The organism is Tsuneonella aeria (assembly GCF_009827495.1).
GTDB classification, from domain to species: Bacteria; Pseudomonadota; Alphaproteobacteria; order Sphingomonadales; family Sphingomonadaceae; genus Tsuneonella; species Tsuneonella aeria.
In genome coordinates this window covers 763,944-783,270 of record NZ_WTZA01000001.1, presented here as the reverse complement: position 1 = coordinate 783,270, position 19,327 = coordinate 763,944, and the positions used below count along the sequence as shown (strand labels likewise).

Annotated in this window: 17 protein-coding genes; 15 read left to right on the top strand and 2 right to left on the bottom strand. The window is 67.3% G+C overall.

Annotation, left to right across the window (positions count from 1 at the left end):
• Nucleotides 1-35 precede the first annotated feature (35 nt).
• The 8 genes from GRI40_RS03725 to GRI40_RS03690 all read left to right on the top strand — a co-directional run bounded on the left by GRI40_RS03725 (nt 36) and on the right by GRI40_RS03690 (nt 10,180).
• A complete protein-coding gene (locus GRI40_RS03725) occupies nt 36-1,286 on the top strand; it encodes a cytochrome P450 (RefSeq protein ID WP_160610099.1) in 1,251 nt (416 codons plus the stop codon).
• A 67-nt stretch (nt 1,287-1,353) separates the two neighbouring features.
• Entirely contained in the window at nt 1,354-1,998 is a 645-nt protein-coding gene (locus GRI40_RS03720; RefSeq protein ID WP_160610098.1) for a nuclear transport factor 2 family protein, read from the top strand.
• Nucleotides 1,998-2,462, top strand: coding sequence for a nuclear transport factor 2 family protein (locus GRI40_RS03715; RefSeq protein ID WP_160610097.1), 465 nt, complete (start codon nt 1,998-2,000; stop codon nt 2,460-2,462). The genes GRI40_RS03720 and GRI40_RS03715 overlap by 1 nt, the downstream gene beginning before the upstream one ends.
• Complete coding sequence (locus tag GRI40_RS03710; protein ID WP_160610096.1) at nt 2,459-3,445, top strand: NADP-dependent oxidoreductase; 987 nt, start codon at nt 2,459-2,461, stop codon at nt 3,443-3,445. The genes GRI40_RS03715 and GRI40_RS03710 overlap by 4 nt, the downstream gene beginning before the upstream one ends.
• A gap of 102 nt (nt 3,446-3,547) precedes the next feature.
• Nucleotides 3,548-5,011, top strand: a complete 1,464-nt coding sequence (locus GRI40_RS03705) for a flavin-containing monooxygenase (protein ID WP_237488990.1) — start codon at nt 3,548-3,550, stop codon at nt 5,009-5,011.
• 156 nt (nt 5,012-5,167) lie between these two features.
• A complete protein-coding gene (locus tag GRI40_RS03700) occupies nt 5,168-7,627 on the top strand; it encodes a TonB-dependent receptor (RefSeq protein ID WP_160610094.1) in 2,460 nt (819 codons plus the stop codon).
• 25 nt (nt 7,628-7,652) lie between these two features.
• Nucleotides 7,653-8,477: a hypothetical protein gene (locus GRI40_RS03695; protein ID WP_160610093.1), complete on the top strand. Its 825-nt coding sequence runs from the start codon at nt 7,653-7,655 to the stop codon at nt 8,475-8,477.
• Nucleotides 8,474-10,180, top strand: coding sequence for an amidohydrolase family protein (locus GRI40_RS03690; protein WP_160610092.1), 1,707 nt, complete (start codon nt 8,474-8,476; stop codon nt 10,178-10,180). The genes GRI40_RS03695 and GRI40_RS03690 overlap by 4 nt, the downstream gene beginning before the upstream one ends.
• 7 nt (nt 10,181-10,187) lie before the next feature.
• On the opposite strand, the gene GRI40_RS03685 is transcribed toward GRI40_RS03690, so the two are convergent.
• Nucleotides 10,188-11,960, bottom strand: a complete 1,773-nt coding sequence (locus tag GRI40_RS03685; protein ID WP_160610091.1) for an acyclic terpene utilization AtuA family protein — start codon at nt 11,958-11,960, stop codon at nt 10,188-10,190.
• Entirely contained in the window at nt 11,947-12,645 is a 699-nt protein-coding gene (locus GRI40_RS03680) for an EthD domain-containing protein (protein WP_160610090.1), read from the bottom strand. Before GRI40_RS03680 ends, GRI40_RS03685 begins: the two co-directional genes overlap by 14 nt.
• Before the next feature lie 92 nt (nt 12,646-12,737).
• On the opposite strand from GRI40_RS03680, the gene GRI40_RS03675 reads away from it, so the two are divergent.
• The 7 genes from GRI40_RS03675 to GRI40_RS03645 are packed head-to-tail and all read left to right on the top strand — an operon-like array spanning nt 12,738 to nt 19,289.
• Nucleotides 12,738-13,661, top strand: coding sequence for an SDR family NAD(P)-dependent oxidoreductase (locus GRI40_RS03675; RefSeq protein ID WP_337190484.1), 924 nt, complete (start codon nt 12,738-12,740; stop codon nt 13,659-13,661).
• A 2-nt stretch (nt 13,662-13,663) separates the two neighbouring features.
• Nucleotides 13,664-14,083 (top strand): nuclear transport factor 2 family protein, encoded by a 420-nt coding sequence (locus tag GRI40_RS03670; protein WP_337190483.1) that lies wholly within the window; start codon nt 13,664-13,666, stop codon nt 14,081-14,083.
• A 32-nt stretch (nt 14,084-14,115) separates the two neighbouring features.
• Entirely contained in the window at nt 14,116-15,015 is a 900-nt protein-coding gene (locus tag GRI40_RS03665; RefSeq protein ID WP_160610087.1) for an NAD-dependent epimerase/dehydratase family protein, read from the top strand.
• Nucleotides 15,012-15,803 (top strand): SDR family NAD(P)-dependent oxidoreductase, encoded by a 792-nt coding sequence (locus tag GRI40_RS03660; RefSeq protein ID WP_160610086.1) that lies wholly within the window; start codon nt 15,012-15,014, stop codon nt 15,801-15,803. The genes GRI40_RS03665 and GRI40_RS03660 overlap by 4 nt, the downstream gene beginning before the upstream one ends.
• Nucleotides 15,800-17,491, top strand: a complete 1,692-nt coding sequence (locus GRI40_RS03655) for an FAD-dependent oxidoreductase (protein WP_160610085.1) — start codon at nt 15,800-15,802, stop codon at nt 17,489-17,491. The genes GRI40_RS03660 and GRI40_RS03655 overlap by 4 nt, the downstream gene beginning before the upstream one ends.
• Nucleotides 17,488-18,303: an SDR family oxidoreductase gene (locus tag GRI40_RS03650; RefSeq protein ID WP_160610084.1), complete on the top strand. Its 816-nt coding sequence runs from the start codon at nt 17,488-17,490 to the stop codon at nt 18,301-18,303. Before GRI40_RS03655 ends, GRI40_RS03650 begins: the two co-directional genes overlap by 4 nt.
• Nucleotides 18,303-19,289 (top strand): alpha/beta hydrolase, encoded by a 987-nt coding sequence (locus GRI40_RS03645; RefSeq protein ID WP_160610083.1) that lies wholly within the window; start codon nt 18,303-18,305, stop codon nt 19,287-19,289. Before GRI40_RS03650 ends, GRI40_RS03645 begins: the two co-directional genes overlap by 1 nt.
• Nucleotides 19,290-19,327 lie beyond the last annotated feature (38 nt).

Below are 19,327 nucleotides of genomic sequence, written 5' to 3'. Positions count from 1 at the left end.
GTTGCGTAGCGTTCGCTTCCGGAGGTGATCTGCCCATGCCCAAGCCGTGCGCGATCAATGTGTGGGACCCGGCGGTCTATGCCGACGAGGGCGAGATTACCGCGCGCTATCGCGCGCTGCGGGCGGCGGGGCCGGTCCATTGGGTGGAGGCGGAACCTTATCGCCCGTTCTGGGCGCTGACCCGCCATGCCGATATCCTTGAGGTCGAGCGTGACCAGAAGACCTGGCTCAGCGCGCCGCGCGTGACGCTGGTACCGGCGGAGGTCGAGCAGGCCACGCTCGCCCAGTTCGGCACCCGGTGGGGGCCGGTGCGCACGCTCATCGATATGGATGAGCCCGATCACCGCACCTATCGCGCGATTGCGCAGGCGTGGTTTACGCCGCGGTCCCTGCGCGCGCTCGAGGACAGGATGGATGCGCTGGCCTCCAGCTACGTGGACAAGCTGGCGTCGCTCGGCGGCAGCTGTGATTTCGCCGAAGAGATCGCGACACCTTATCCGCTGACGATGATAACGGCGCTGCTCGGCTTGCCTGAAAGCGATAACGAACTCGTTCTGAAACTCACGCAGGAGCTGTTCCACGCGACCGATCCCGAGCGGCAGCGCTCGGGCGAACCGACCGGGCTCGCCACGGCGCAGCAGTTTGCCTTTTACCTCGGCGGCATCCTCCAGCAGCGGCGCGACGCGCCGACCGACGACCTGATGAGCGTGATCGCCAATTCCGAGATCGATGGCGCGCCGATCCCGGTGATGGATGCCATCGCGTACGGTATTCTCCTGGCAACGGCGGGGCATGACACCACCAGTTCGAGCGTGGGGGTGGGGATGCTCGCATTTGCGCGCAACGCGGACCAGCTCGAAAGGCTCAAGTCCGATCCGGACGGGTTGGCAGCCACGGCCACCGACGAGATATTCCGCTGGGCGACCCCGGTGCGCCACATGATGCGCACCGCCGCGCACGACACCGCGATTGCCGGGCAGCCGATCGCTGCGGGAGAGAGCGTGTGCATGCTCTACATGTCCGCCAACCGCGACGAGGATGCGTTCGACGCGCCGTATGAATTCCGTATCGATCGCAGCCCCAACCGCCATCTCGGTTTCGGTTACGGCGCGCACCACTGCCTCGGCCGCGTGCTGGCGGAAATGGAGGTGAAGGCGCTGTTCCGCGAACTCGGCCGGCGCGTGGAAAGCGTGGAACTGGCCGGGGAGCCGGACTGGGTACGGACCAACTTCACCGGCGGCCTGAAGCGCCTGCCGCTGCGCTACACCATGCGCGGCGGAGCTTGAGGCGGCGCCTCGATACGTCGGGCAACCGCCACGGCGCACGACCCATCATTCAGGAGAGGACACCCGCTTGACCGACGCTGCCCTGCTTGCCCGGATCGACCGGCTGGAATCGCTCGATGCGATCCGCCAGCTCCCGGCCAAATACGCCCTCGCGCTCGACATGCGGGACATGGACGCGATGGTCTCGCTGTTCCCCGCCGACGTCCGCGTCGGCAAAGATGCCAGCGGGCGCGTGGCCTTGCGCGCCTACATGGACCGCACCTTGCGCTCCCCGTTCACCGGAACCTCGCACCACATCGGCGGCCATGTGATCGAATTCGACGATCCCGATCACGCGCACGGTGTCGTCTATTCCAAGAACGAACACGAGACCCCCGTCCCGGGCGGGCGCGACGAATGGGTCATCATGCAGATGATGTACGTCGATGATTACGTGCGCGCGGATGGGCGCTGGTATTTCGCGCGGCGGCTGCCGCTCTACTGGTACGCGGCCGATCTCAATGCCCCGCCCACGGGCCCCAACAAGATGCGCTGGCCCGGGACCGAGGCGGCCGAGGGCAACTTCCACAAGCTGTTTCCCAGCTATGCCGAGTTCTGGGCCCGGGACGGGGCGCAGGAAGGGCCGGTGCCCGAGCCCGCTCCGCTCGACGGGTTCCTCAATGCCATGCGCCGCGGCGCCTCCGCACCGAGGGTGAAAGTGCGGGCCGACTGATGGACGCCGCGCTCAGCCAGCTGATCGACGAACGCGCGATCGAGCAGATCTATGTCCGCTATTGCGAACTCGTCGACGGCAAGGACTTCGACCGGCTGGACGAAGTGTTCACCGCGGACACGCTCGGCGATTATTCGCGGGCGCTGGGCGAGGGCGTCGTCACCCGAGGCCTGCCGGCGCTGATCGCCGCGATGCACCACAACCTTGGTGCCGGATCCCACTGCGGGGCGACGCATCACAACGTCGGCAACTTCCGCATCATGGTGGAAGGCGGCCGAGCCCGGGCGCAAGTCCACTATATCGCGGCCCATGCCGGGGAGGGCTCTCACGCCGGGAAAAGCTATGTCATGTGGGGCGAATACGACGACGTGCTGGTGCGGACGCCCGCAGGCTGGCGGGTGGCCGAGCGCACGTACACCCTGGCGGTCTCGCAAGGCGACCCGGCCATGGTGAGCCGCGGATGAGCGGCACGATGCAGGCGATGGTGATCGATCGCTTCGGGGAACCGGACGTCTTTCGCCTTGCCGAGATCGAGCGGCCCACTGCGGGCCCGGGCCAAGTGGTCATCCGCGTCGCCTGGGCCGGGGTCAACCCGGCCGACTGGAAGGCGCGGCGCGGGTGGCTGGCGCAATATTTCGACTATCGCTTCCCCTTCGTCGTCGGTTTCGACGCCGCCGGCACCATCGCCGAGGTGGGCGCGGGCGTGACGTCGTTCGCGCCGGGCGACCGGGTGGTGACGGCGTCCAACCAGGGGTTGGGCGAGAACGGGACTTATGCGCAATTCGTCCGGTCCGACGTGGACCGCGTCGCGCACCTTCCCGGCGCCTGCCCGATGGACCTCGCCGCGGCCTTGCCGACGGCCGGGATCACGGCGTTCGAGGCGCTGTTCGATGTCGGCCGGCTGGAGCCGGGGCAGCGCGTGCTGGTGAACGGCGGCGCGGGGGGAACGGGCAGCTTCGCCATCCGCCTCGCACGCGAAGCAGGCGCGCGCGTGGCCGCCACCGCACGCGCGGCCAACCACGATTATCTGCGTGCACTCGGCGCGGAGTGCGCGATCGACTATCGCAGCGGCGATGTGGCCTGGGCCGTCCGCGCGTGGGCGGGCGACGACCTGGCGCTGGTAGTGGACACCGTGGGCCAGGGAACGCTCCTCGATGCGGTCGACTGGGTCCGCCCGGGAGGGACCGTGGCGCCGATCGGGACGCTGATTGCCGGCGAGCCCGCGCACGACGCACGGCGGGCGGCGGCGCGCGGGGTCCGGGTCGTTCCCACGATCGCCAGCTTCGAACGCCAGGGCCGCCAGCTACGCGCCCTGGTCGAACGCCTGGCCGACGGCGCGTTCGATACGATCGCGCTGACCCGCATGACGCTTGGCCAGGCAGCCGAAGCGCACCGTCTGGTCGAGGAAGGACACGTGCGCGGAAAGATCGTGATGGAGGTCTCGTGACCCGCGTTTTCTGGTCCGTTCGGACGAAGCCCGGCCACCCGCGCGCATGATACCAGGGCGGCAGAGGATAGCGAAGGGCATAGGCATATGAATGGACGGAAGATGCGGTTCCTGATGATCGGCGCCGGGATGTCGGGCATTCTCGCGGCGATCAAGCTGCGGGAAGCCGGGCATGACGATGTTATCGTGCTGGAAAAGGCCGATCAGCTGGGCGGAACCTGGCGCGACAATCGCTATCCCGGCCTCACCTGCGACGTGCCGGCCCATGCCTATACCTACAGCTTTGCGCCGAATCCGGAGTGGAGCCGGTTCTTCGCCGGGGCCGACGAGATCCGCGCATATTTCGAAAAGGTCGCGCGCGATCACGGCATCCTGCCGCTGATCCGCTTCAACCGCGAAGTCATCGACCTGTCGTGGGAAGGCGGCGAGTGGCGCGCCGCGACGGGCGTTGGCGAGGATTACGTAGCCGATGTCGTCATCGTGGCGTCCGGCCCGCTGCATCACCCGCGCATGCCCGACATCGAAGGCCTGGAAAGCTTCGCCGGCCAGGCGATGCACACCGCGCGGTGGGATGACAGCGTGGCGCTCGACGGGAAGCGCGTGGGCGTGATCGGATGCGGTTCGACCGGCGTGCAGATGGTCAGCGCCCTTGCGGACCGCGCGGCGCGCCTGGTCCACTTCCAGCGCAATCCGCAATGGATCATGCCGGTGGTGGATTTCGCCTATACCGACGCGGAGCGCGAGGCATTCCGGAACGACCCGTCGCTTGTCGACGCGATCCGCTACGACCCGGAATACGAAGGGAACGTCCAGCGCTTCACGATGGGGATCATCGATCCCGATAGCGAGGCGATGCACGCGATCGAAGAGCTCTGCCGCGTCAACCTGGAGCAGTCCGTCGCCGATCCCGTCCTGCGCGAGCAGCTGCGCCCCAACTATCGCGCGGCCTGCAAGCGGCTGATCTATTCGCCGAATTATTACGAGCGCGTCCAGCTCCCCGCGGTGGTCGTCGAAACCGGCGGGATCGAGCGGATCGAGCCGGCGGGCGTCCGGATGAAGGACGGGACCCTGCACGAACTGGACGTGCTGGCACTGGCGACCGGTTTCGACGCGCAGAAGTTCATCCGGCCGACGACGGTGCGGGGACGCGACGGGCTGACGCTGGACGAAGCGTGGGAGGATCACGCCAGCGCCTACATGGCCATCACGATACCCGACTTCCCCAACATGTTTTTCCTGAACGGCCCGACGTCCCCGGTCGGCAACTTCTCGTTGATCGACGTTGCGGAACGCCAGTGGAGCTTCGTCGCGGCGCTGATCGCCGAACTGGCGAGCGGTGCGTGCGACGAGATCAGCGCGAGCGCCGAGGCAATGGCGGCTTACGACACGCGCCGGACGGCTGCCGCCGCGGGCACGATCTTCGCTTCCGGTTGCTCGAGCTGGTACCTCGACAAGAACGGCGTCCCGATGACGTGGCCGTGGAGCTACCAGGCCTTCGCCGATGCGATGGCCAATCCTGTGCTGGCCGACATGGATTGCCGCGTGGCGGCCCGCGCTGCTGCCTGAACGCGCGCGGTCAGGGCGGCGCGGCATTTGCGTAGAAATATCTTCGGAGCCTTACGCATAGACTTCCTGCTGAGGCCGAAATGATGTTTATTCGGTTGCGACCAGCTGGCGCTCGCACTGCGAGTCGAAGACCGGCGGCGAGCAGGGAGAAGAGCAATGGCTTATTCGAGGATTCTTATCGCGAGCGGATCGTCGCTGCTGGCCCTGGGGCTTTCCATGGCAGCAGCGCCCGCCGCCGCGCAGGACACGCCGCCGGAAGCCCGCAACGATAATCGCGGGATCGACATCGTCGTCACGGCGCAGAAGCGCGAACAGCAACTTGTCGACGTGCCGATTTCCATTGCGGCGCTGGGCGCGGAGCAGCTCGAGAACAACCAGATTGCCGAGCTGCGCGATTTCGTGGGCCAGGTGCCCAACCTATTCGTCAACAATTTCAACGGCCGGTCGGACACGGTCCGCCTGTTCATCCGCGGAATCGGCCAGAACGACGTGACGCTGACCCAGGACCCGTCAGTCGCGCTCTATGTCGACGGGGTCTATGTCGGCACGACGGTCGGCGGCGGGTTCGAGACGGAGGATCTGGAGCGGATCGAGGTTCTGCGCGGACCGCAAGGCACGCTCTACGGCCGCAACGCGACGGGCGGCGCGGTGAACATCATCTCGAACAAGCCGCAGCTTGGACAGTTTCAGGCCAAGGGCTCGATCGGCTACGGCAATTATGACGCCCGCCGGGCGGTGTTGACGCTCAATGCCCCGATTGGTGACATCGCAGCGGTGCGGGTCAGCGGATTGCGGTCGAAGCGCGACGGTCTGTACGAGAACACTGGCCTGGGCGCGGATTTTGCCAGGCAGAACCGTACTGCCCTTCGCGGTGCCGTGCGCGTTCAGCCGAGCGAACGCTTCACGTTCGATTACGCGTTCGACTATTCGCGCAACCGGGACACGGGCACGCTGACCGTGCCGACCGAGGGCGCACCGCTGTCCGTTCCGCTCGCCGCCCCGTTCCCGATTCCGGGCACGTTCGGCCTGGCCACAGGCATCACGCGGCTCGTCAACACGTTCGCAGGCCCGGTGCCTTTTGAAGGCGGAAGGCCCGACAGCGCCACCGCGCTCAGGCCGGTGATCGCCGGGGACGGCAAGGTCTATGGTCACACGCTGACGCTGGAGTGGGAAGCGAACGACAACCTGACGGTGCGCTCGATCACGGGACACCGGCGGATCAACAACATCCAGCACGCCGACAACCTGCCGTCTCACGAAGCGCGCATCATCACCAGCGTGCTGACGTCGTCCATCCCGACCCTGCCGGCCGGTACCGTGCTCGACGTGATCGGGCCGAACGGCGTGGCGGCGACCACCGACGACACGCGCTTCCGCAGCACGTCGCAGGAACTGCAACTGCTGGGCACGACGGGCTTTATGGCCGGCAGCCTCGATTATGTGCTCGGCGGCTATTACTACGAGGACAGCGCCACGCTGGACATCATCGGCGGCGCCATCGGGTCGGGACCGCTCGTGCTCCAGAACCTGACCACCGTCGATAACAAGAGCTACGCGGCCTATAGCGAAGTGACCGCGCGGCCCGGCGCGGACGAGAAGCTCTCGATCACTCTCGGCGCCCGTTATTCGCACGATCGGCGCAAGGCGACGCGCATCAACGAACGGTCGTTCTCGTTCGCCGCGCTCGGCGGATTCACCGCACAGGATTGCGCGTTCTTTGCCCGCACGTTCCAGGCCCTGGGCCAGACCTGCGCGCCGACCGGGGTCGTCCAGGCGGCGTCCTATGCCAGGAGCTTCAACAATTTCTCGCCGTCCCTGACCGTCGCCTACAAGCCGAACGACGATCTCAATCTCTATGCAAAGTATGCGCGGGGCTACAAATCGGGCGGGACGTCGCAGCGGTCGGCGAACCCGCTGAACTTCGCGGTCGGATTCGACCCCGAAAAGGTCGATTCCTACGAAGCCGGCATCAAGGGCAAGGCGTTCGACCGCAATTTCCTGTACTCGATCGCCGCGTTTTACATGACGCTGGATAACTACCAGGCGAGCCTGCAGACGGGCGCCACCGCGGGCGACCGCGATTTCAAGCCGATCGACGGCAACGAGATTTACGGGATCGAGTTCGATCTCGCCGGACGCCTGACTGACGAGCTGTCGGTGGGGCTGTCGGGCGCCCTGCTGCGGGCCACATTCGGCGAGCGTTCGGCGACAGTGCTGCTCGATACGGGCCAGACCCAGGTGCAGGATTTCATCGGGGAACAGACCTCTGCGCCCAAGGCGTCGGGCAACGTCTATCTCGATTACAACCGGCTCATCGGGGATGCCTGGGCGCTCGGCTTCCACGCCAACGTCAGCTACCAGAGCAGCATCGAGACATCGTCGAACGTGCTCGACAACCGCACGATCGGGCCCAAGGTGCTGGTCGATGGAAGCATCGAACTGACGCGCCTGCTTGCCCAAGACCGGGAGGTGTCGCTGCGCCTGTGGGGCAAGAACATCTTCGATCGTGAATACGAAACGGTCACCTACGGATCGTTCGCCTTCACCGGTGCCACCACGGTGAGCGAATTCGGCGACCCGCGCACGTACGGACTGACACTCTCGTTCGAATACTGATCATACTGGAGACGGGTACGCAAACATGGACGATATTCCCTACCTCGCGCGCGGCATCATGCCGGTGGGTACCGATTCCAGCGTGCTCGTCTCCTCGTCGAAATACCTCAACGACCCGCGCCTGCGTGAATGGATCGCGATGATCGCGCTCAAGGCGAACGGGCCGGATTTCCCGCCCGCGGCGGAAATGCACCAGCTGATCGGCATCCTCGCGGACTTGCGCGACTACGACCGGATCGAGGCGATGTTCACCGCCGAGCGCAAGGTCAATCCCGCGCTCGACGCGTGGTTTTCCGAAGGGTTCGTGTCGGATTACAAGCTGGAGGACATGGCCGGCTGCGCGCCGGGAACGCTCGGCGGGATCATGTACAAGGCGTTCAGCGACGGCGGGTACGAAGTGCAGATCGTGCCGCCCTACGAACCCCGCACGCAGTGGGAGTATTACTCGCTGCGGTCCGGCCAGACGCACGATTTCGAACACATCCTGACCGGGGGCGGCTTCAACTACATGGGCGAGCTGATCCCCTACTGGTTCCGGCTGGCGACGATCCACACGCACGTGACCGACAAGGAACTCGCCGGCGAGATGAGCGTGATGGGGATCCTGGGCTCGATGCGCTATGTCGTGCGCACGATGCTCCATTACCCGCAAGTGTGGGAAACCGCGCTCGACTGCATCAAGCAGGGGATCGAGATCGGCCAGCAGTCCGACCCGTTCTGGATGGCGAAGATGGAGGATTACTGGCACCTCCCCCTGGCAGAGGCGCGCGAGGCGCTGGGCGTGCGCGGAGCTGTCGACCGCGATACCGCGCGCGAGGGCGAGATCTGGTCGGGCAGGGCCGCGGCGTGAGCGCCTACGACCTGGTGATCCGCGGCGGCACGGTGGTCGACGGCAGCGGCGGCGCGCCGTTCGTCGGCGATGTGGCGGTGAACGCCGGGCGCATCGCCGCGGTCGGTGCGGTCACCGGGCGGGGCGCGGAAGAGATCGACGCCACCGGCCGGATCGTGACCCCCGGCTTCGTCGATCCGCACACGCACTATGATGGCCAGGCGATCTGGTCGGACCGGCTCAGCCCGTCATCGTCGCACGGGGTGACGAGCGTCGTCCTCGGCAACTGCGGCGTCGGCTTTGCGCCGTGCCGCGCGGAGGACCGGGAAACGCTGATCGACGTGATGGAGGGGGTGGAGGATATTCCCGGGGTCGTCATGGCCGATGGCTTGCCGTGGAGCTGGGAAACCTTCCCGCAATACCTCGACGCGCTGGAAGCGGGCCTGCGCGATATCGACGTGGCGGCGTTCCTGCCGCACAGCCCCTTGCGCGTTTACGCCATGGGCGCGCGCGGCGCGAACCGGGAGCCCGCGAACGACGACGATCTGGCCACAATGCGCGGGCTGGCGCGCGAGGCGATCGAAGCCGGCGCTATCGGCTTCGCAACATCGCGCCTGCTGATCCACAAGACCGCCAGCGGCGCGGCGATCCCCAGCTTCGACGCCGATACGGACGAGCTGAAGGCGATCACCGCCGGCATGGCGGAAGCGGGATCCGGCATCCTGCAGGTGGTCCCGAACCTGTTCCTCGGCCTCGGGCCCGAATTCGCGCTGATCGCGGATGTCGCCGAAAGCTGCGGCCGGCCGGCAACGGTCACGCTCGGCACCGCCAACGATGGCGCGCCCAATTGGGATGGGGCGCTCGAAGTGATGGATGGGGCCGGCGCGCGCGGCGTATCGATGACCTCGCAGGTGCTTCCGCGCCCGATCGGGATGATCGAAGGGCTGGAGCTGTCGGTCCATCCGTTCGTGCTGTGCCCGAGCTGGCAAGCGCTCGCGAAGCTGCCCCTCGATGAAAAGCTTGCCGCGATGCGCGATCCGCACCTGCGCGCAAATCTGATCGCGGAGGAGCCCGACCCCGGCCACCCGCTCGCGCAGATGGCGCGAAACTGGGAGTGGCTGTTCCCCTTCGCCGGAGAACCCGATTACGCGCCCGCAAAGGACACCAGCGTCGCCGCGCTGGCCGCCCGGGCGAACGTCTCGCCGCCCGAATGGGCTTATGACTGGCTGACCGAGGGGGCGGGCGGGAATTTCCTGCTGGCTACGCTCGGCAACTATTACGAAGGGCGGCTCGACGTCGTGAAGGAACTGCTGTCGCGCCCGGACTGCATCGTCGGGCTGGGCGACGGCGGTGCGCACTATTCCGCGATCTGCGACGCCAGCTATCCGACCTTCATGCTGACTCACTGGGTCCGCGACGCTAGGGGAGAAGGATTCTCGCTCGAGCAGGCGGTCCATATGCTGAGCCGCAAACCGGCGCTTGCCATCGGGCTGGGCGACCGGGGGCTGATCGCGCCGGGCATGAAGGCCGATCTCAACGTGATCGACCTCGACAGGCTGCACCTCCCGATGCCGCACGTCGCCTACGACCTGCCCGCCGGAGGGCGAAGGCTCGACCAGCGGGCGACGGGTTACGATGCGACGGTCGTTGCGGGAACGGTGATCCGCCGCTTCGACGAGGACACCGGAGCCCGTCCGGGAAGGCTTGTGCGCGGCGCGCGCTAGCCGCGCTTCAGGCGGACACCGGCACCGGGAACCGCATCAACTGCTGCGCGACGCTCTTGGCGGCGGGATCGAGGCGCGTGCTCGCATTGATCCCGCCCGGCAGCGCGCCTTCCAGCACGATATTGACGGCGGCGATGCCGGGCAGGTCGTAGATCCTGACCGCGCCCGCGTCCCTCACGAACAGGTGCGCGAACCAGGCACGCACCGCCTGCGGGGTCAGCGCCGCGCGCAGATCACCCATCCGCGCGGGATCGCGGGCGATAACGCCGATGTTGACGGTTTCGCCTTTCTCGCCGCTGCGCGCCCAGGCGAGCCGTTCGAGAGGAAGCTCGCGCACCATGAGCGCGCCGGGCGCCGGGGGAGCCGGGCGTTGGATCGCCGCAGCATCGAATCCGCCATCCGCCGTGGCCGCCAGCGGCTCGAACCCAGCGTCCACGTCGAGCAGGGGGACGACGTCGGCCTTGGGGATCAGAAACGAGACCAGCCGCATGAGCGGCGCCACGCTCACGCCGAACGCCACGCTGGTCCCCGGCGCCATCGCCGAAATGGCCGCGAACTGTTCGCGCACGAAGCCTTGCACGGCGGCGGCCTCGTCGTGGTCGACGACGAGCTTCACCAGCACTTCCTGCGCGTCTTCGTTCAACAGGCCGATCGCTTCGCCCGCGCCGACCAGCACGGCTTCGGTGGAAAGGAAGGGGGCCATGTTGCGGGCGCGCAGCATGGCCGCCCCGCGCGCGAACAGCGCATCGGCCTGCTTGCGCGCGCGGGCGACGGCACGCGGGCCGATCACCGGTTGCAGGGCCGTCCCGCGCCAGCCCTTGTCCCAGGTGGCGCACACCTTGAGCGTGCCGGTCGAGGGGTGACCGATCGCGCCCGTCACCGCCACCCGGTCGGGCCCGATCTGCGCAAGGCGAACCTCGCTCATGTCCAGGACGACGTCGGGCACGATGTAGGCCTGCGGGTCGGCGGTTTCGTAGAGCATCTGCTCGGCGACCGTGCCGCAGTTGACCACGCCGCCGCTACCCGCCGGCTTGGTGAGGACGAACGTGCCGTCCGCGCGGCATTCCGCAATCGGCGCACCGATGGTGTCCCAGCCTTCGACGCTCTCCCAATCGGTAAAGGTGCCGCCGGTGGCCTGCGCCCCGCATTCGACCAGATGGCCGGCGAGGGTGCCGGCGGCAAGTTTCTCCCATTCGTTCGCCGCCCAGCCGAATTCATGGACCAGCGCGCCCAGGGTCAGCGCCGAATCGACGACTCGCCCGGTCACGACGATGTCCGCGCCCCGCAACAGGGCCTCGGCAATGGGGAACGCGCCGAGATAGGCGTTGCAGCTCGTCACCCCTTCGCCCGGCAGCAGCTCCCCGTTCGCCATGTCGGGGGTGCCCGCGAGTTCCGGCAGGCGATGGAGCAGATCGTCACCGCTGATGCAGGCGACCTTGAGCGCCAGGCCGCGCCGGGCGATTTCCGCACGCAGCGCGGCGACCAATGCAGCGGGATTGACCCCTCCGGCGTTCGCGACGATCCGGCACCCCGTCTTTGCGATAGTCTCCAGGTGCGGTCCGATGTGGACCTGCATGAAATCGGACGGATACCCGCTGCCCGGATCGGCCGCGCGCATCCTGCCCAGCAGTCCCATTGCTCCTTCGGCCAGGTAATCGAGCACGATGTAGTCGACGCCGTCGGCCAGAAGCTGCGGGACGGCCAGCGCGCTGTCGATGAAGAACGCCGCCCCTCCGCCGATGCGGACCACGCGCCCGGCGGACTGCTCAGCCGAAGTCATGCTGGCTCGTCGGGATGACATCGATCCGCGCGAAGTCGATGAACCCGCCGCAGCTGTCCATCATGCTCGCCAGGTTCGCCTGGAACTTCGCCTCGTCGCCGACCGCATCGAAGAACGCCTGCGGCTCGGTCAGCGCTTCGGCGGGGAAGCATTCCTCGATGAAGGCATCGTAGGCGGGCGCATCGGGCGTAAGCGCGCGGACGACGCGGTTCTGCACGTATTCGAAATTGGCCTGCGTCTCGATGGCGACGGTGGTGTGGTGGGTCCGCCAGTGGCGATCGGCCGCCTCGGGCTCCAGATCGGGCCGGAAGGCGAGGAAGGTTGCCTGGGACCAGCCCCAGGTGCGTTCCCCGCGCCGCGGCGGATGCGCCGTGTTCGCAATGATCGTCGCTTCGGAGACGAGCCAGGCGGCGAAGCGCGGCGCGATCGCGCCGACAGAATCCGCCACGGGTGCGAAGAAACGCGGGTTCGCGGCGGGCAGCCAGAACTGCGCCACCGCGTGCGGTTCCTGCCAGCGCTGCACGTGGCCCGCGCCCGCTTCCACCGCGTCATCGCGCACATTCAGGCGGATTGAGCTCGCCCCTGCGGATCGCAGGGCAACCGGCAGGCGATCGAGCAACGCCGCGTTGAACGCCGCGCGATCCTGGCCTTCCGGCGACCACAGCGCCGCCACGACCTTCTCCATTTGCTCCCCTCCCGCTTTACCCGTTTTCGTAGCATCTGGCCGTTTGACCTACGCATAACTGAAGTGAAAGGCCATGACAAAGCCTGTTCGCGTTGTTACACCGGCCTCAATTTCGTGAGGAGAGCGCGAATGGACATTGTCGAGCATCATTGCGGGAGGCAGTGCGCGTGACGCCGCCGTCCAGCGCGCTCGATTTCACCGGAAAGTCGGTCCTCGTCACCGGCGGCGGTGTCGGTATCGGACGCGGCATTGCGGAAGCGTTCGCCGCTGCGGGTGCGCGCCTGACCATTGCCGAGATTGATCCCGCCCGCGCTGCCGACGTGGCCGCCGCGCTGCCGGGCGCCGACGTGATAACCTGCGACGTGCTCGATCGCGCCACCCCGGCGATGCTAGCCGAACGGATCGGCGCTTCGGCGGGCAAGCTCGACGTGCTGGTGAACAACGTCGGCCACTTCGTCCACGCGCTGCCCTTCGCGATGCTTGAGGATGGGCAGGCGGAGGAGATTCTCGACGTCAACCTGGGGCAATTGCTGCGCATGACCCGGGCCATGCTCCCGCTGCTCCGCGCGGCCGCTCCGGGATCGTCGATCGTGAACGTGACCTCGATCGAAGCATACCGGGGCATCCCGTACTGCAGTGTGTACGCAGCGGCGAAAGCTGGCATCGCAGGCTTTACCAAGAGCCTCGCGCTCGAACTCGCGCCCGAGGGCATCCGCATCAACGATGTCGCGCCCGAAACCACGGACACGCCGCAGGTGGCGCTCGACGTGATGATTCCGCCGGAAAACCGGGCCGACATGGACAAGTGGATACCGCTCGGCCGCTTCGGCGCGCCGGCCGATTGCGCGGGGGCGGCCCTCTATCTCGCCAGTCCGCTCGCGAGCTGGGTCACGGGCACGGCGATCCATGTGGACGGGGGCGCCCTGGCGGCCGCCGGGTGGACCCGCACGCCGGCGGGGGAATGGACTATCATGCCGATGGTCGCCGGGAACGGCCTCAGGATTCCGGGGAGCTGAGCGTGGACGATCACGCCCAACTTCGCCGCGCCGCCGAACTCTATGCCGTGGGGGCGGACCGCCGCGACAAGGACTTGTGGCGGCAGGTGCTGGCGCAGGACTGCGTTATCGAAGGCCCGGGGTTTTTGATCGAGGGGGTGGAGGCGAACCTCGGTTCGCTTGATTTCCTGGCCGCGAACTTCCGCGCCACGATCCACCGCGTTCACCAGTGCGTGGCGACCATTGCAGGTCACGAAGCCCGGGGCGAGACTTACTCGACCGCCGATCACCTGTCGAACGATGCCGACACAATCCTCGTCTGGTCGATCCGGTACCAGGACCATTGGCGGCGCGAGGAGGGGGCGTGGCGTTTCGCCCGCCGCAAGCTGATCGTCGATTGGGAGGAGACCCGCCCGGTCACTCCGAAGCCCGGCGCGACATGACCACCCAGCGATTGCGCGAAGGAAGGAACCCTATGAAAATTCTCGTTGTCGGGGGCACCGGCGCACTCGGCGGCCATGCCGCGATCCATCTTGCAGCCAAGGGGCATGACGTGACGATCGGCGCGCGCAACCCCGCGCATCCGGGCACACCGATGGCCGAAATGCCGTTCCTGCAAGGGGACTATGTGGCGGGCGACTTCACGCCCGACCGGCTCCGCGGGTTCGACTGGGTGCTGTTTGCCGCCGGCAACGATCCGCGCCACATCCCGCCCGGGGACGACGCGGAGGCGCATCTGCAGAGGGCCAATCACGAGGCTGTGCCAGCGTTCTTCGCCGCCTGCCGCGAAGCCGGGGTCAAGCGCGTGGTCCAGCTTGGCAGCTACTATCACCAGGCAGCGCCCGAACTCGTCGAAGGCAACCGATATATCCAGTCGCGCAAGGCCGCCTGCGAAGGCGCGCGCGCCGAAGGGCGGCCGGGCTTCGACGTCGTCAGCGTCAACGCCCCTTTCATGGTGGGAAGCGTGCCGGGCCTGCCGAGCATGATCTTCGAGCCCTACGTTCAGTGGGCCCAGGGAAAGATTCCCGTGCCGGCCTATGCGCCCGCCGGGGGCACCAACTTCATGTCGTTCCGCTCGCTTAGCGAAGCGATCGAAGGCGCGTTCGAGCGGGGCGAGCCGGGCAAGGCGTACCTTGTCGGTGACGAGAACCTGAGCTTCGCGGATTATTTCCAGCGCTTCTTCGACGCGGCGGGTAATCCGGCGAAGGTGGAGGAACGCGACGAAGAACACCCGATGCTGCCCGACATCGCCATACCGCAGGGGCGGGGGAACTGGGTGCGCGTCGATCCCGATGCGGACGAAACGGCCACGCTCGGCTACCGGCGGAACGACGTGACGAACGCCGTCCAAGACCTGGTGGACCAGTTCGGGTGAGCGGCGTGGCGGTCATCACCGGCGCGGCGAGCGGCATCGGCGCGGGTCTTGCGCGCAAGGCAGCGGCGCGAGGCATGTCCGTAGTTCTCGCGGATCGGGATGCCGAGCGGCTGGCGGTGGTTGCTGCCGAGACGGGGGGGATCGCCGTTCCCACGGATGTGACCGACCCGGACGCGCTTGAGGCGCTGGCGCACGAAGCGTTCGCGCAAGGCCCGGTCGATCTGCTGTTCAACAACGCGGGCGTGCTGACCACCGGCAATTCGTGGGAAATCCCCGCCGACAAGTGGCGCCAGTCGGTTGAAGTCAACGTGCTCGGCGTGGTCAACGGGCTGCGCGCGTTCGTGCCCCGCATGATCGCGGCCGATCGCCCATGCCGGATCGTCAACACCGCGTCGGTCGGCGGCTTTCTACCCAGCCCGCTCATGGCCCCGTATTCCGCAACCAAGTTCGCGGTCGTCGCGCTAACGGAATCGCTTGCGGGCGAGCTTGCCACGGTGCGCAGCAAGGTTGCCGTCTCCCTTCTGGCGCCCGGCCCGGTCAAGTCCGAGATCTTCCGCGAGGAAGCGGGCGCCAATGCGGAGCAATTCGTGGGCACCATGCGCGACATGCTGGAACAGCACGGCGTCACGCCGGACGAATTCGCCGAACGCGTGTTTGCAGCGATCGACAGCGGTGAATACTGGATCGTCCCGCAGCCCGAAGCGCTCGACGAGGGCCTGCGTGCGCGCAACGAAACGATCGCGACACGCGCGACGCCGCAATTCTACATGACAGACGAGGATTCATGAGCCAGTCCTGGGACAAGGAAGTCGATGTTCTGGTGGTCGGTTCGGGGGCGGGCGGTTTGCTGTCCGCGCTGGTCGCCGCCGACAACCACGCGGACGTCCTGATCGTCGAGAAGGAAGCCCTCTGGGGCGGCACCTCCGCCACGTCGGGCGCGGGCATCTGGATCCCGGGGAGCGACCAGGCGGCCGCAGCGGGTTTCCACGACAGCGTGGACGACGCATTCACGTACGTGCGGGGCCTGTCGGCCGACAACGTTCCCGACGAACAGATCCGCGCCTACGTGGAAAATGCTGCGCCGATGCTGCGCTGGATCACCGCCAACACCGATATCGAGTACCAGGCTTTTCCCTATCCCGATTATCACGCGGAAAACCCCGGCGGCTCGCCGACCGGGTTCCGCACGCACATGCCGCTGCCGATCGACGGGCGGCGGCTGGGCAAGGATGTGGAGACGCTGCGCTACGCCTCGCCCGCGGCAAGCCTGTTCGGCTACCTGAACTGGCACTTCGACGAAACATACATCCTGCTGTTTCGCTCGAAGGGCTGGTTCACGCATCTGGCGAAGTCGCTGGCGCGCTACTGGCTCGATCTCCCGTTCCGCTTCAAGTCGGGCAAGGACCGACGGTTGACGCTGGGCAATGCGCTCGCCGGCGGACTGCGGCTGGCCCTCAACAAGCGCGGCGTGCCGCTGTGGCTCGAAAGCCCGATGCGCGACCTGATCGAGGAGGACGGCCGGATCGTCGGCGCCGTAATCGGCCGTGGGGGCAGGGACGTGCGCGTCCGCGCGCGCAAGGGCGTGGTGCTCGCCGCCGGGGGGTTCGACAAGAACCAGGCCATGCGCGACCAATATGCGCCGAACTATCGCCGCGCCAGGTTGTCGGGGGGCACGTCCGGCAACACCGGCGATTCCATCCGGGTGGGCGCGCAGCACGGCGCGGCGCTGCGCAACATGCATTCGGCCTGGGCGGCTCCGGTGTTCTACATTCCGGGCGAGGACCGCGGGCGGCTGTGCACGATCGAGCGCGCACTGCCCGGAACCATCATGGTGAACCAGAGCGGCAAGCGCTACCTGAACGAGGCGGCGAGTTATCACATCGTCGGCCAGCAGATGGCGGCCGCGGAAGCGGCGGGGGAGGGTACCGACCCCAGCTGGATGATCTTCGACCACGCATTTCGTCACAAGTATCCGATGGGCCCGCTGCTCCCTCTCGTGCCCGACTGGGCGCAGAGCGGGATGGTCAAGCTGGCGATGAAGCGTGCCGATTCCATCGGAGAGCTCGCACGGGAAATCGGCGCCGATCCCGCGACGCTCGAAGCGACCGTTGCGCGGTTCAATGAATTCGCGGTCAAGGGCGAGGACCCCGATTTCCATCGCGGGGAGGCGGCCTACGACAAGATGTACGGCGACCCGCGCAATGGCCCCAATCCCTCGCTCGCCCCGATCCTGAAGGCGCCCTTCTATGCCTTCGCCATCCACCCGGGCGATATCGGCACTAATGGCGGCATGGTCACCGACGCCAGGGCACGGGTGCTGAACGAAGCGGGCGAGCCGATTCCGGGGCTCTACGCGATTGGTAACAACGCGGCTTCGGCCATGGGCGAAAGCTATCCGGGGGCGGGCGTCACGATCGGGCCTGCATTGACCTTCGGCTACATCGCCGCCCGTGACATGACAGGGGCCAACGCGTGAGCGGCCCGCTGGAAGGACGGGGTGCAGTCGTCACCGGCGCGGGGCGCGGCATCGGCCGGGCGATTGCCCAGCGCCTGGCAGCGGACGGAGCCCGGGTCGCGGCGCTCGACCTCAACCTCGCCGATGCGGAAGCCACCGTCGCCGGCACAGCCGATCCCCAACGTCACCTCGCGCTCGATTGCGACGTTTCGGACAGCGCCAGCGTGGCGGCTGCGGTCGCCGCGGCGCGCCACGCGTTCGGGCGGCTGGATATCGCGGTTGCCAACGCCGGCATCGGCAAGGCGCCGGGCGACGGTTCGGAAGAGATGTACGCCGCCATGGCCCGGCGGGCCGAGGACCCGGCGGTCCCGGTCGATCAGCTGATTCACATGGGAGACGAAGGCTGGCGCGGCGTCGTGCGCGTGAACCTCGACGGCGCGTTCTTTCTCATGCGCGAAACGGTCCGCGTCATGGCGGCCGACGGAAACGCCGGCTCGCTGGTGTGCATCAGTTCGACTTCCGCGCAATCGGGCGAGGGCAGCCCGCATTATTGCGCCAGCAAGGCGGGCGTGATCGGGCTGGTGCGCCAGCTCTCTCGCGAGCTTGCGCCGCGCGGCATTCGCGTGAACGCGGTTGCGCCCGGGCCGACCGATACGCCGATCATGCAGGGAATTCCGGACGACTGGATCACGTCAATGGAGGCGTCGATACCGCTTGGCCGAATGGCGCGGCCGGAAGAAGTCGCTGCATCTGTCGCCTGGCTGGCGAGCGACGAGGCCAGTTTCACGACCGGTTCCGTACTGGTTGCGAACGGGGGGAGCTATTTCTTCTGATGGCGGAGTGGTCGCATCATTATGCGCCAGTCAATGGCCTGACGATGCACTACGTGGAGCAGGGCGATGGGCCGCTCCTCGTCCTGTGCCACGGGTTTCCGCACACCTGGTTCAGCTGGCACCGCCAGATCGGCGCCCTTGCCGCAAAAGGCTGGCGCGTGGTCGCTCCGGATATGCGGGGGATGGGGCGGACCAGCGCGCCGGCAGACTGGCGGGCGTACGATTGCGACCACACGGTCGGCGACTTGCTGGGTTTGCTCGATCACCTGGGGGAGCAGCGGGCGGTGTTCGCCGGGCTCGATTTCGGAGTGCTGGCGATCTACGATCTCGCATATCGCCATCCGGAACGGCTCACCGCGATCATCGGGCTCGAAAATCCGCACTGGCCGGACCGGCCCGAAAAGACGCCGCTGGCCGAGGCAGCAGAATGGGCGCGGACGCATTTCGTCCACATTCACGACTTCGTTTCCCGTGACGACAGCCACGCGGAGCTCGATGCCAACCCGCGCGAATTTCTTGCGCGTGTCTATTACGCGCTGTCGGCCGAATACCACTATCTCGATGTCTGGAAGCATCCGCCGGGAACGCGCTACATCGACGCACTGCCGCCTGCGCCGCCGCTCCCGTGGCGGTGGCTGAGCGAGCTGGAGCTGGAATTCATCGTCGCGGACTACGCGGCCTCGGGCTTCGCGGGCGGGATCAACTGGTATCGCGCGATGGACTTGCGCTGGCATCAGCGGGCGCCCTTCCGCGGGCGCCGGTGCGCGGTCCCGTTCTATTTCATCGGCAGCGTCCACGATGTCGACCTGGAGGCGTGGCACGGGCCCGACCCGATTGCCGAGATCAAGACCCAGTACGAAGACGTGCGGCGGGTCGAGATGGTCGAAGGGGCCGGGCACCTGATGCAACTCGAACGCTCGGGCGAAGTGACGAGGATCATGGGCGAATTCCTCGATGACATCGCCGGGCGGAGCGCGGTCTCCTGAGCGCGGCCGCGCTCACGGCATTATCACGCGCCCTGGAG